The 12,612-nt window shown below is 73.1% G+C and carries 12 protein-coding genes; all 12 read left to right on the forward strand.

Annotated elements, in window-relative coordinates; all coding sequences use genetic code 11:
* Positions 1 to 13: 13 nt before the first annotated feature.
* Positions 14 to 1,795, forward strand: coding sequence for a hydrogenase maturation protein (locus QF032_RS35300; RefSeq protein ID WP_307048276.1), 1,782 nt, complete (start codon positions 14 to 16; stop codon positions 1,793 to 1,795).
* Positions 1,796 to 1,858: 63 nt separating this feature from the next.
* Entirely contained in the window at positions 1,859 to 2,947 is a 1,089-nt protein-coding gene (locus QF032_RS35305) for a hydrogenase expression protein HypE (RefSeq protein ID WP_307048279.1), read from the forward strand.
* 83 nt (positions 2,948 to 3,030) lie between these two features.
* Positions 3,031 to 4,815, forward strand: coding sequence for a nickel-dependent hydrogenase large subunit (locus QF032_RS35310; protein ID WP_306946548.1), 1,785 nt, complete (start codon positions 3,031 to 3,033; stop codon positions 4,813 to 4,815).
* On the forward strand, positions 4,812 to 5,348 hold the full coding sequence (locus QF032_RS35315) for a hypothetical protein (RefSeq protein ID WP_307059260.1): 537 nt from the start codon (positions 4,812 to 4,814) through the stop codon (positions 5,346 to 5,348). Before QF032_RS35310 ends, QF032_RS35315 begins: the two co-directional genes overlap by 4 nt.
* Positions 5,345 to 6,007 carry a DUF5947 family protein gene (locus tag QF032_RS35320; protein WP_307059262.1) on the forward strand — a complete coding sequence of 221 codons (663 nt, stop codon included), beginning with the start codon at positions 5,345 to 5,347 and terminating at the stop codon, positions 6,005 to 6,007. The genes QF032_RS35315 and QF032_RS35320 overlap by 4 nt, the downstream gene beginning before the upstream one ends.
* Positions 6,004 to 6,726: a DUF6084 family protein gene (locus QF032_RS35325; protein WP_307059263.1), complete on the forward strand. Its 723-nt coding sequence runs from the start codon at positions 6,004 to 6,006 to the stop codon at positions 6,724 to 6,726. Before QF032_RS35320 ends, QF032_RS35325 begins: the two co-directional genes overlap by 4 nt.
* Complete coding sequence (locus QF032_RS35330; protein ID WP_307059265.1) at positions 6,723 to 8,183, forward strand: hypothetical protein; 1,461 nt, start codon at positions 6,723 to 6,725, stop codon at positions 8,181 to 8,183. Before QF032_RS35325 ends, QF032_RS35330 begins: the two co-directional genes overlap by 4 nt.
* Positions 8,180 to 8,752, forward strand: coding sequence for a hydrogenase maturation protease (locus tag QF032_RS35335; RefSeq protein WP_307059267.1), 573 nt, complete (start codon positions 8,180 to 8,182; stop codon positions 8,750 to 8,752). The genes QF032_RS35330 and QF032_RS35335 overlap by 4 nt, the downstream gene beginning before the upstream one ends.
* Positions 8,753 to 8,763: 11 nt before the next feature.
* Positions 8,764 to 8,868 (forward strand): DUF6893 family small protein, encoded by a 105-nt coding sequence (locus tag QF032_RS40760; RefSeq protein WP_373430421.1) that lies wholly within the window; start codon positions 8,764 to 8,766, stop codon positions 8,866 to 8,868.
* Between the two features lie 140 nt (positions 8,869 to 9,008).
* A complete protein-coding gene (locus tag QF032_RS35340; RefSeq protein ID WP_307059268.1) occupies positions 9,009 to 9,404 on the forward strand; it encodes a hydrogenase maturation nickel metallochaperone HypA/HybF in 396 nt (131 codons plus the stop codon).
* Positions 9,405 to 9,407: 3 nt separating this feature from the next.
* On the forward strand, positions 9,408 to 10,205 hold the full coding sequence (hypB, locus tag QF032_RS35345; protein WP_307059270.1) for a hydrogenase nickel incorporation protein HypB: 798 nt from the start codon (positions 9,408 to 9,410) through the stop codon (positions 10,203 to 10,205).
* Positions 10,202 to 12,592 (forward strand): carbamoyltransferase HypF, encoded by a 2,391-nt coding sequence (gene hypF / locus QF032_RS35350; protein ID WP_307059272.1) that lies wholly within the window; start codon positions 10,202 to 10,204, stop codon positions 12,590 to 12,592. Before hypB ends, hypF begins: the two co-directional genes overlap by 4 nt.
* Positions 12,593 to 12,612: the final 20 nt, after the last annotated feature.

Consider the following 12,612-nt stretch of genomic DNA (forward strand, 5'->3'; position numbering starts at 1 on the left):
CCCGGAGGCAGCTGTGCACATCCTGCTCCTTGCCAGCGCGTTCAACAGCCTCACCCAGCGCGCCCACGCCGAACTGCGCGATCGTGGCCACACCGTGGCGGTGGAGCTGGCGCTGGCCGGCGGCCCGTTGCCGGAAGCCGTGCGGCGGCACGCACCCGAGCTCGTCGTCGCGCCGATGCTGAAGACGGCGATTCCGCAGGAGGTCTGGACGGCGTACACCTGCCTCGTCGTCCACCCGGGGCCTGTGGGCGACCGCGGACCGTCCTCCCTGGACTGGGCGATCCATGAGGGCGTCGACCGGTGGGGCGTCACCGTCCTCCAGGCGGACCGGGAGATGGACGCCGGTGACGTGTGGGCCTGCGTCCCGTGCCGGGTCCCGCCGGTGTCCAAGAGCGAGCTGTACCGGGGCGAGATCGCCGACGCCGCGCTGGAGGCCCTCATGCTCGCGGTGGAGCGCTTCGCCGGCGGAACGTACGTACCCCTGCGGCAACCCGCGTCCGGTACGACGGACGCCCGCCCGGGCACGCGTCCGTACCTCGACCAGAGCGTCCGGCGGATCGACTGGGCCGCGGACTCCACCGAGGACGTCCTGCGCCGGCTCAGAGCGGCGGACTCCCAGCCCGGGGTGCTGGACACGCTGCTCGGCGGCGAGTGGTACCTGCACGGCGGCCACCCCGAGAACGTGCTGCGCGGCCGCCCGGGCGACCTGCTGGCCACCCGGGCCGGAGCGGTCTGCCGGGCCACCCGGGACGGCGCGGTGTGGATCCCCGAACTGCGGCCCCGGCGCGAGCCCGGACAGCCCCCCACGTTCAGGCTGCCGGCCGTCCGGGCGCTGGGCGACCGGCTGCCGCCGCTGCCCGAGCACCCCCTGCCCCCGCTGCCCGACGCGGACCTCGGCACCTGGACCGACATCCGCTACCGCGAGGACGGCAACGTCGGCTGCCTGTCGTTCTCATTCCCTGGCGGAGCCATGAGCACCGAGCAGTGCCGACGTCTGCTGGACGCCTACCGGGAAGCGTGCACACGGCCCACGTCCGTGCTGGTGCTGGGCGGCGAACGGGACTTCTTCTCCAACGGGATCCACCTCAACGTCATCGAGGCCGCGGCCGACCCCGCGGCCGAGTCCTGGGCGAACATCAACGCCATCGACGACCTGGTCGAGGCGGTCCTGACGACGACGGACCGGCTGGTGGTCGCGGCGGTCGCGGGCAACGCCGCCGCGGGCGGGGTGATGCTGGCCCTCGCCGCCGACGAGCTGTGGTGCCGCTCGGGCGCCGTGCTGAACCCCCACTACCGTCTGATGGGCCTGTACGGATCGGAGTACTGGACGTACACCCTTCCACGCAGGGTGGGGCCCGCGACGGCAGACCGGCTCATGCGCGAGGCCCTGCCGGTGAGCTCGGCGAGCGCCCTGCGCCTCGGACTGGCCGACCGCGTGGTCGACTGCGGCCCGGACGCGTTCGCGCGGGAGGCCGGCGCTCTGGCGGCCCGGCTGGCGGCCCTCCCGGCGACGGCGGCACGGATCACCGCGAAGAAGACCGCACTGGACCGGCTGGAGGCCGCCACCCCGCTGGCCGGCTTCCGTGAGCGGGAGCTGGCCCTCATGCGCCGCACCTTCGACGACCCGGACGCCTCCTACCACGCCCTGCGCCGCTCCTTCGTCCACAAGGAACGGCCGGCCCGCACCCCGCCGCACCTGGCCTCCGCCGCGGTTGCGCAACCCGTTCCCGTCCCCACTGCCGCCGCTGTCACCGGAACGGCCCACGATGGCGTCCCGTCACGGCCGATCGGCTGATACGAAGAAAGACGACGGCCGAAATGCGGGCCTTCATCCCTTACCTCCCCAGGAGGCGATCCCATGACTGAGGCGACGCCGGGCACGGTCGGCGCTGCGGACGCGGACGGCGCGCCCGCCGACGAGACACCCACGATCCACATTCTCTGGATCAACGCGGGGCTGAGCTGCGACGGCGACTCGGTCGCGCTGACGGCCGCCATGCAGCCCAGCATCGAGGAGATCGTGCTCGGTGTGCTGCCGGGTCTTCCGAAGATCGCCGTCCACTGGCCGCTCATCGACTTCGAGTGCGGCCCGATCGGCGGCTCGGACACGTTCATCGAATGGTTCTTCAAGGGGGAGCGGGGCGAGATCGACCCGTTCGTCCTGGTCGTCGAGGGCTCCATCCCCAACGAGGCGATCAAGCCCGAGGGCTACTGGTGCGGCTTCGGCGACAACCCGGAGACCGGCCAGCCGATCACCACCAGCGAGTGGATCGACCGGCTCGCCCCGAAGGCCCTCGCGGTCGTCGCCATCGGCACCTGCGCCACCTACGGCGGCATCCACGCCATGGCGGGCAACCCGACCGGCGCCATGGGCGTGCCGGACTACCTCGGCTGGGACTGGAAGTCCCACGCGGGCATCCCCATCGTGTGCGTCCCGGGCTGTCCGATCCAGCCCGACAACTTCTCCGAGACGCTCACCTACCTGCTCTACCAGGCGGCCGGCTCCGCCCCGATGATCCCGCTGGACGACAAGCTGCGCCCCACCTGGCTGTTCGGGGCCACCGTGCACGAGGGCTGCGACCGCGCGGGCTACTACGAGCAGGGCCAGTTCGCGCTGTCGTACGACTCCCCGACGTGCCTGGTCAAGCTCGGCTGCTGGGGCCCGGTCGTCAAGTGCAACGTGCCCAAGCGCGGCTGGATGAACGGGATCGGCGGCTGCCCCAACGTGGGCGGCATCTGCATCGCCTGCACGATGCCGGGCTTCCCCGACAAGTTCATGCCGTTCATGGACGAGCCGCCCGGCGCCAAGGTGTCCAGCGGCGCCAGCGGGGCGTACGGCGCCGTCGTGCGCACACTGCGGTCGATCACCGCCCGGACCGTGGACAAGGAGCCCAAGTGGCGCCGCACCGGAGACCGGATCACCACCGGATACCGACCCCCGTGGTGAGCGGCAGCAGGTAGTCCGCTCCCCGCTTCGTGCACCCCCCACACACCCCGTACCTCCCGCGCAACGAAGGGCACGGCACACAGATGGCACCGAAGACGAAGGCGGCCGGCGACGGCACCGGCCTGGTGGAGATGGCCTGGGACCCGATCACCCGGATCGTGGGCAGCCTGGGCATCCACACGAAGATCGACTTCAAGCAGAAACGGGTCGCGGAGTGCTACAGCACCTCGTCGGTCTTCCGTGGCTACAGCGTCTTCATGCGCGGCAAGGACCCCCGCGACGCCCACTTCATCACCAGCCGCATCTGCGGGATCTGCGGGGACAACCACGCCACCTGTTCGGTGTACGCGCAGAACATGGCGTACGGCGTGAAGCCCCCGCACCTCGCCGAGTGGATCATCAACCTCGGCGAGTCCGCGGAGTACATGTTCGACCACAACATCTTCCAGGAGAACCTGGTCGGGGTCGACTACTGCGAGAAGATGGTCAGGGAGACCAACCCCGGCGTCCTCGAACTCGCCGAACGCACCGAGGCCCCGCACGCGGCCGAGCACGGCTACCGCACGATCGCCGACATCATGCGCTCGCTCAACCCCCTGGAGGGCGAGTTCTACCGCGAGGCCCTCCAGGTCAGCCGCTACACGCGCGAGATGTTCTGCCTGATGGAGGGCCGCCATGTGCACCCCTCCACGCTCTACCCGGGCGGCGTCGGCACCATCGCCTCCGTCCAGCTCTTCACGGACTACCTCAGCCGCCTGATGCGCTACGTGGAGTTCATGAAGCGCGTCGTGCCCCTGCACGACGACCTGTTCGACTTCTTCTACGAGGCGCTGCCCGGCTACGAGGAAGTGGGCCGCCGCCGTGTCCTGCTCGGCTGCTGGGGCGCGCTCAACGACCCCGAGCACTGCGACTTCACCTACGCCAACATGACGGACTGGGGCCGGCGGATGTTCGTCACGCCCGGCGTCATCGTCGACGGCAAACTGGTCACCAACGACCTCACCGAGATCAACCTCGGCATCCGCATCCTGCTGGGCAGCTCCTACTACGAGGACTGGCAGGGCCAGGAGCAGTTCGTCACCCGCGACCCGCTCGGCAACCCGGTGGACCCGCGCCACCCGTGGAACCAGCACACCATCCCCGCCCCGCAGAAGCGCGACTTCGACGACAAATACAGCTGGGTCATGTCGCCGCGCTGGTTCGACGGCAAGGACCACCTCGCGCTGGACACCGGCGGCGGCCCCATCGCCCGCCTGTGGTCGACCGCGTTGTCCGGACTCGTCGACATCGGGTACGTCAAGGCCACCGGCCACAGCGTGGTCATCAACCTGCCCCGCACCATGACCAAGCCGGAGACCACCTTCGAGTGGAAGATCCCGCAGTGGTCCAACGCCCTGGAGCGCAACCGCGCCCGCACCTACTTCCAGGCGTACGCGGCCGCCGTCGCCCTGCACTTCGCGGAGAAGGGCCTCGAGGAGGTCCGCGCCGGACGCACCCAGACCTGGGAGAAGTTCGAGGTCCCCGACGAGGGCATCGGCGTCGGCTTCACCGAGGCCGTCCGCGGCGTGCTGTCCCACCACATGGTGATCCGCGACGGCAAGATCGCCAACTACCACCCGTACCCGCCCACCCCCTGGAACGCCAGCACCAGGGACACCTTCGGCACCCCGGGCCCGTACGAGGACGCCGTGCAGAACACGCCCATCTTCGAGGAGAACACCCCGGAGAACTTCAAGGGCATCGACATCATGCGCGCCGTCCGCAGCTTCGACCCCTGTCTGCCCTGCGGCGTCCACATGTACGTCGGCGGCGGCAAGACGGTGAAGTCGATGCACGTGCCCACCGGCCTGAGCGGACTGGGCGGATGAGCGCGGCGACGGCGGCGACGCCGGTGAACGCGGAGCAGACCGGACGCCGTGTCGAGGAGGTGCTGGAGCGGCTGACCGCGAGCGGCGACCCGGCCGCCGCCGCGGCCGCGGAGGAACTCGTGCGGTCCCTCATGGACTTCTACGGCGCCGGTCTGGCCCGCATCCTCCACCTGCTGTCCGCCGCCCCGGGCGGTCCGGCGGCGCGGCTGCTCGGCGACGAGCTGGTCGCGAGCCTGCTCGTCCTGCACGACCTGCACCCCGAGGACCGCGACGCCCGCATCGCGCGGGCCCTCGACAGCGTCCGCGAACACGCCCTGGAGATGGTGGACTTCGACGAGGGCAGCGGCACCCTGTCGCTGCGGGCCCAGGAATCCGGCGGCGGCTGCGGATGCGGCTCCGGCGCGGATGCCCGGCAGGCCGCGGAGGCCGCCCTCGCCTGCTTCGCGCCGGAAGTCAGGGCCGTCGACGTGCGGACCGCGCCCGCGGGGCCCCCGCTCCTGCAGATCGGCACCGTCCCGAAGGGCGCCCGATGACGGCGTCCCCGGCGACGCGCACGCACGGCCTGCGGAGGTTCGTCACCGAACGCGCCCCGCAGCCCGAACGGTGCGAACTGTGCGCCGTGACGGTCCCGGCGGACCACCGCCACCTGGTCGACACCGAGAAACGCGCCCTCGTCTGCGCCTGCGCCCCCTGCGGGCTGCTGATGGAACAGCCGGGGGCCGCCGCGGGCCGCTTCCGCACAGTCCCGCACCGCTACCTCGCCGACCCTGCACACCACCTCGACGACAGCGCGTGGGACGCCCTGCAGATCCCGGTCGGCGTCGCCTTCCTCTTCCGCAACGCGGCACTCGACCGGCTGGTCGCCCTCTACCCGAGCCCGGCCGGCGCCACCGAGAGCGAACTCGACCCCGCCACCTGGACGGACGTCCTCGGCGGCAGCCGCCTCGCCGCACTGCTCGAACCCGATGTGGAGGCGCTGCTGCTGCGCCGCACCGACGGCGGCTGCGCGTGCCACCTCGTCCCCATCGACGTCTGCTACGAACTCGTCGGCCGTATGCGCCTGTTGTGGCAGGGCTTCGACGGCGGGGCCGAGGCCCGCGCCGCTCTGGACGCGTTCTTCGCGGACGTCGCGCGCCGCGCCCGGCCCGTGGACGAGGCGGAGCGCCCGTCGCGGAAGGCGGTGCGGCCGTGACGGACTTCTCCTTCGCCTGCACCGGCGTGCGCGCCGACCGGTACGCCGCAGGACCGACCCTGGTCTTCCGGCTGCGGGTCACCGCCGCGGCCGGCGCACGCGTGCACGCCCTCGCGCTGCGCTGCCAGATCCGCATCGAACCCGCCCGCCGGGCCTACGGGGCGGCCGAGGCCGACGGACTGTCCGACCTCTTCGGCGAGCGCTCCCGCTGGGGCAGCACGCTCCAGCCGGTGCAGTTCGCCCAGGTCGCGCTTATGGTCCCGAGTTTCACCGGAGAGATCGAGACCGACCTCGTGGTGCCCTGCACGTACGACATGGACGTCGCCGCGACCCGCTATCTCACCGCCCTCACCGACGGCGAGGTCCCGCTGCTGATGCTGTTCTCCGGCACGGCCTTCACCGGCGACGGCGGATTCCAGGTCGAGCCGGTTCCGTGGGACCGGGAGGCGGCTTTCCGGATGCCGGTCACCACGTGGCGGGAGATGATCGAGCAGCACTTCCCCGGCTGCGGCTGGATCCGGCTGCCGCGCGACACCATGGACGCCCTGCTCGCCTACCGCTCCCGGCACGCCCTGACGTCCTGGGAGGCGACCCTCAAGGCCCTGCTCGGCGACGACGGCGGCGGCAACGGGGACGGCGGCGACGACGGTGTCCTGGCACCGCCCGCGCGCGACCCGTTCCGCGCGCTCACCGGGAGCACCGGAAGGACGGATCCGTGACCGTGACCGCCTTCGCGCCCGAGACCGAGGAACGGTTCGCCCTCGCCCGGCAGGTGGCCGACGCCGTCCTCTTCGAGGGCTATGTGCTCTACCCGTACCGGGCCTCCGCCGCCAAGAACCGGCTGCGCTGGCAGTTCGGGGTGCTGGTGCCGCCCGGCTGGGGCGCGGAGTGCGAGGAGCACGACTTCCAGCACACCGAGTGCCTGATGGAGCCGAAGGCGGGCGCGACCCTCTCGGTCGAGGTGCGCTTCCTGCACGCCCGACGGCGCACCGTGCAGCGGACCCGCCCGGACGGCGGCTACGACACGGTGCCCGAACTCCGCCTCGACGACCGGGTGCTGATGCCCTGGGACGAGGGGAGCGAGGAACGGGTCGAGGTGGTCGCGTCGGTGGACGAACTCCTCGGGGACGGCGTCACGCATCCCTTCCGCCGCCCCGCCCGCGAGGACACCGAACCGGTCCTGGACGCGGCCGGCCGCACCGTGGGCCGGCTGGTCCGGCGGTGCGAGGAGATCAGCGGGACGATCCGGCTGTCCGTCCGCGAACTCGACGGCCCCTACCGGACCCTGCGGCTGACCGCCGTCGTCGAGAACACCAGCGACTGGGCGCCCTCCGGGAGCCACGGCGCCGGCCGGGACGCGGCGCTGCCGCACTCCCTGGTGGCCACCCACCTCCTCATGGCGCTCAGCGCCGGATCGTTCCTGTCGATGACCGATCCCCCCGAGTGGGCCAAGGGCGCGGTCGCCGCCTGCCGCAACCTGCACACCTGGCCCGTGCTCGCCGGCGAACCCGGCCGCGCCGACCTCGTGCTGTCCTCGCCGATCATCCTGGAGGACCATCCGGCCATCGCCCCGGAGAGCCCCGGCGCGCTCTACGACGCCACCGAGATCGACGAGATCCTCGCGCTGCGCACCGCGGCCCTCACCGACGAGGAGAAACGGGAGGCCCGGGGCACCGACGAGCGGGCGGCCGCGGTGATCGAGCTGGCCGACTCCATGCCGGCCGAGGTCCTGGAGAGGCTGCACGGCGCGGTGCGCAGCCTGCGCGAGGTCACCGGCCCGGGCCCCGCCGCGCCGGGTCCGGCCGCCGCCGACCCCGCCGTCCCGCACACGGGCTTCCCCGACGAGTACGGGGTGCAGAGACCCGACACCCCCTGGTGGGACCCCGCGAGCGAGGCCGGCTTCGACCCCGCGCGGGACCGGGTGCTCGTCGACGGCCTGCCGGTGGGCAAGGGCAGCCGCGTCGCGCTGCGACCTGGCCTGCGGCGCACCGACGCGCAGGACATCTTCCTGCAGGGCCGCACGGCGACCGTCGAGGCGGTCCTGCACGACGTCGACGGCGGGGTGCACCTGGCGGTCACGGTCGACGGCGACCCGGGCGCCGACATCCGGCGCGAGCAGGGGCGGTTCCTGTACTTCCAGCCCGACGAGGTCACACCGCTGGAGGAGGACGGATGAAGCCCTCCGCACCGCCGGACCCCAGAACCCTCGTCGCCGGCATCGGCAACGTGTTCCTCGGCGACGACGGCTTCGGCGTGGAGACCGTCCGCCGGCTCGCCGAACGCGACCTGCCCGGCCGCACCGAGGTCGTGGACATCGGCGTACGGGGGGTGCACCTCGCCTACCAGCTGCTGGACGGCTACGACACCCTCGTCCTCGTGGACGCCACGTCCCGCGGCGAGGCCCCGGGCACCCTGTACGTCATCGAACACGATGTCGGCGCGGCCCCTTCGCCGCCCGCCGCCGCGATGGACGGCCACCGGATGACTCCCGACACCGTCCTCGCGCTGTTGGCCACCCTCTGCGCCGGCACCGGCACGGAGCCGCCGCGCCGCGTCCTCGTCGTCGGCTGCGAACCGGCCTCGGTGGAGGAGGGCGTCGGGCTGAGCGCGCCGGTGTCCGACGCCGTGCCACGGGCCGTCCGGCTGATCGAAGAACTGCTGCGGAGCGGCGAGCCGTCCGCGGCGCAGACCCCGACCGCGCAGACCCCGACCGCACAGACCCCGACCGCACGTGCTTCGACATGAGGAGAGACGGGATGAAGAAGATCGTCATCGGCGGAGCGGCCCTGGCCGCCGTGGTCGCCGTCTTCGCCGAGGTGTTTCCCGACATCAGGCGCTACCTGCGGATCCGACGGATGTGACCGCCGGCGCCCCCGGTACGCCGTGCGGTTGCGTCGAACGGCGTACCCGCGGCGCCGTGACGGCGTGCCGGGCCGTGCGACCCGGGAGGGCGCGCCTCTAATGAAGCCCGGCGGAGGCAGTCTGCGGAAGGACGGAACCCGTGCACGAGATGTCCGTGGCGCTGGCCGTCGTCGACCAGGTGGCCGAGGCCGCCGGCCGGTCCGCAGGCGTCACGGCCGTGCGATCCGTACGGCTCCAGGTGGGCGAACTGGCCGGCGTCGTACCGGACGCTCTCGCCTTCTCGTTCGAGCTGGCGTGCGCCGGAACCCTGCTGGAAGGCGCCGAACTGATCACCGAGGCGGTGCCGGGGCGGGCCCGTTGTACGCCCTGTGCGCACGAATGGGCCGTCGGCATGCCACCCCGGCTGACCTGCCCCGCGTGCGGCGCGACGCACACCGAGCTGCTCGCCGGCCGGGAGCTGCGAATCGTCGACGTGCACTGGGAGGACGGCCCCCCGCACGCGTCCACCCGCGAACCGATCTCCGAGGAGCGCTGAACCATGTGCCGTGTCGTCGATCTGCGGCAGGCCGTACTCGCGAAGAACGACGCGAGCGCCGACGCACTGCGCGCCCGCCTCGCCGCCCGCGGCACGGCCGTCGTCAACCTGCTGTCCAGTCCCGGCAGCGGCAAGACCGCGCTGCTGGAGCAGGAACTGCTGCGGGCACGGGAGCGGTCCGTTCCCGTCGCGGCGCTGAGCGCCGATCTCGCCACCGAGAACGACGCGGTCCGCCTCGCGCGTTCGGGCGTCCCCGTGAAGCAGGTCCTCACCGACGGCCTGTGCCATCTGGAGGCGGGGATGCTCGCCGGTCACCTCGACGGATGGCTGCCCGACGACACCCGGCTGCTGTTCGTGGAGAACGTCGGCAACCTGGTCTGCCCGGCCTCCTACGACCTGGGGGAGACCCTGAGGGTCACGCTCGCCAGCGTGACGGAGGGCGAGGACAAGCCCCTCAAGTACCCCACCGCCTTCGGCCTCGCCCACCTGGTCGTGCTCACCAAGACCGACATCGCGGAGGCCGTCGAGTTCGACGAGATCGCGTTCCGCGCGAACGTGGAACGGGTCAACCCGGGCGTCGAGGTGATCCTGACCTCGGCACGCCGGGGGCGGGGGATCGGCGCGCTGCTGGACCGGGCGACGGCGGCCGCGGCCGGGGAACCGGTCCACACGCCCGTGATGGCCCGGCCGCCGCAGCACCACGGCCACACCCACCCGCACCACGGCCACACCCACCCGCACGACGGTCACTCCCACGCGCACCCGGAGGCCGACGGCACCATGGCCCACACCCACCCGTGAGCGGTCCGCCGGCCCGGGCCGCCCTCGTCGAGGACACCCTGCTACGACGCCGGGTCACCGTCCGGGGAGTGGTGCAGGGCGTGGGTTTCCGGCCCTACGTGTACGGCCTCGCCACCGGACTCGCCCTCGCCGGACACGTGACCAACACACCCGAGGGCGTCGTCGTGGAGGTCGAGGGCGCCGCCTCGGCCGTGGCCCGGTTCTGCGACCGGATCGCCGCCCAGGCGCCCCCACTGGCCCGCGTCGAGTCCGTGCGCCACCGGGACGTGCCTCCGGCCGGCGACACCGCCTTCACCATCCTCGCCTCCCGCACCGACGGACCCGCCCGCACCCTGGTCTCCCCGGACTCCGCCACCTGCGCCGACTGCCTCGCCGAGTTGGCCGACCCGGCCGACCGGCGGCACCGCCACCCCTTCGTCAACTGCACCCACTGCGGCCCGCGCTTCACGATCGTCACCGGCGTGCCCTACGACCGGTCCCACACCACCATGGCCGGCTTCGCGATGTGCCCCGACTGCGCCCGGGAGTACGCAGACCCCGCCGACCGCCGTTTCCACGCGCAGCCGGTCGCCTGCCCCGCGTGCGGGCCGCGGCTGCGGCTGGTCCTCGGCGGGGAAGCGGGGCCCGGAAGCCGGGAGGGGGCGGACCCGGTCACCGAGGCGCGCACCCTGCTGGCGCGGGGCGCGATCCTCGCCGTGAAGGGCCTCGGCGGCTATCACCTGGCCTGCGACGCCACGAACCGGACGGCGGTGGCGCTCCTGCGACGCCGGAAGGCGCGCGGCGACAAGCCGTTCGCCGTCATGGCCGGGACGGCGGACGAGGTCCGTCACCTCGTCCGGCTCGGCCCCGAGGAGCGGAGCCTCCTCGAGGACCCGGCCAGGCCGGTCGTCCTGATGAGGCGGCTCCCGCGGCCGTCGTACGCCGACGGGGGCGTGCGCCTCGCCGAGGCCGTCGCGCCCGGCAGCCCGGACCTGGGCGTGATGCTGCCGTACACGCCGCTGCACCATCTGCTGCTCGGCCTGCCCGGCGACCCGGAAGGCCCCCGGCTGCTCGTCATGACCAGCGGCAACGTCTCCGGTGAGCCGATCGTCACCGACGACGCCGAGGCGCTGGAGCGGCTCGCGCACCTGGCCGACGGCTGGCTCACGCACGACCGGCCGATCCACGTCCCGTGCGACGACTCCGTCGTCCGCGTGTGCGACGGCGAGCCGCTGGTGATCCGCCGCTCCCGGGGGTACGCGCCGCTGCCGGTCCCCCTCCCGCTGGCCGTGCCGCCGGCCCTCGCCGTCGGCGGAGACCTGAAGAACGCGTTCTGCCTGGGAGCGGGCCGACGGGCCTGGCTGTCGGCCCACATCGGCGACATGGACGACATCGCCACGCAGCAGGCGTTCGGCCGCGCGGTGACGCAGTTGCAGGGCATCACGGGCGTGCGGCCCGAGACCCTGGCGTCCGACCGGCATCCGGGCTACCGGTCCGCCCGGTGGGCCGAGCGGAACGCGGCGCACCGGCCGGTCGTACGCGTCCAGCACCATCACGCGCACATCGCCGCCGCCATGGCCGAGCACGGGCTGGACGGCACCCGGGCGGTGATCGGCGTCGCCTTCGACGGCACGGGCCACGGTGACGACGGCGCCGTGTGGGGCGGGGAGTTCCTGCTCGCCGACTACGACGGCTTCAGCCGGTTCGCGCACCTCGCGTACGTGCCGCTGCCCGGCGGTGACGCCGCGGTGCGCCGCCCCTACCGCATGGCGCTGGCGCATCTGAGGGCGGCCGGGATCGACCGGTCCGCGGACCTCGCCTGCACGGCGGCCTGCCCGGCCGACGAACTCCAGTTCCTTGAACGGCAGTTGGAGCGCAAACTGAACTGTGTCCCCACCTCCAGCATGGGCCGGCTCTTCGACGCGGTGTCCTCGCTCGCCGGGGTGTGCCACCGGGCCGGGTACGAGGCGCAGGCCGCCGTCGAACTGGAGGGGGCGGCCGTGCAGGCACCCGTCGAGGACGGCGCCGCGTACGCCTTCGCCCTGCACGGGGCGCAGGAGGGCCGCGACGGCGCCCTGCGGGCCGACCCGGCCCCCGTGCTCGCGGCGATCGTCGACGACCTGCGCGCGGGCGCCGCACCGGACGTCGTCGCGGCGCGCTTCCACCGGGCCGTGACCGCCCTGGTGCACCGGGTCTGCGTGCGGGCGAGGGAGCGGCAGGGGCTGGACACGGTGGCCCTGACGGGCGGCGTGTTCGCCAACACGCTGCTCTCCTCGGCCTGTGCCGCCGTCCTGCGCGAGGACGGCTTCACCGTCCTGCGGCACCGCCTGGTGCCGCCGGGCGACGGCGGCCTGGCGCTGGGCCAGCTGATGGTGGCCGCCCGGTCCGTTTCCCGTCCGACCGACTGAGTAACGCGCGACCCACAGCG

This window comes from Streptomyces achromogenes (genome assembly GCF_030816715.1).
In the GTDB taxonomy this organism is placed as follows: domain Bacteria; phylum Actinomycetota; class Actinomycetes; order Streptomycetales; family Streptomycetaceae; genus Streptomyces; species Streptomyces achromogenes_A.

Coding starts and splice junctions, on each gene's coding strand:
- QF032_RS35305 (WP_307048279.1), top strand. CDS start 1,859: ATGACTGAGGCGACGCCGGGCACGGTCGGCGCTGCGGACGCGGACGGC.
- QF032_RS35310 (WP_306946548.1), top strand. CDS start 3,031: ATGGCACCGAAGACGAAGGCGGCCGGCGACGGCACCGGCCTGGTGGAG.
- QF032_RS35315 (WP_307059260.1), top strand. CDS start 4,812: ATGAGCGCGGCGACGGCGGCGACGCCGGTGAACGCGGAGCAGACCGGA.
- QF032_RS35320 (WP_307059262.1), top strand. CDS start 5,345: ATGACGGCGTCCCCGGCGACGCGCACGCACGGCCTGCGGAGGTTCGTC.
- QF032_RS35335 (WP_307059267.1), top strand. CDS start 8,180: ATGAAGCCCTCCGCACCGCCGGACCCCAGAACCCTCGTCGCCGGCATC.
- QF032_RS40760 (WP_373430421.1), top strand. CDS start 8,764: ATGAAGAAGATCGTCATCGGCGGAGCGGCCCTGGCCGCCGTGGTCGCC.
- hypB (WP_307059270.1), top strand. CDS start 9,408: ATGTGCCGTGTCGTCGATCTGCGGCAGGCCGTACTCGCGAAGAACGAC.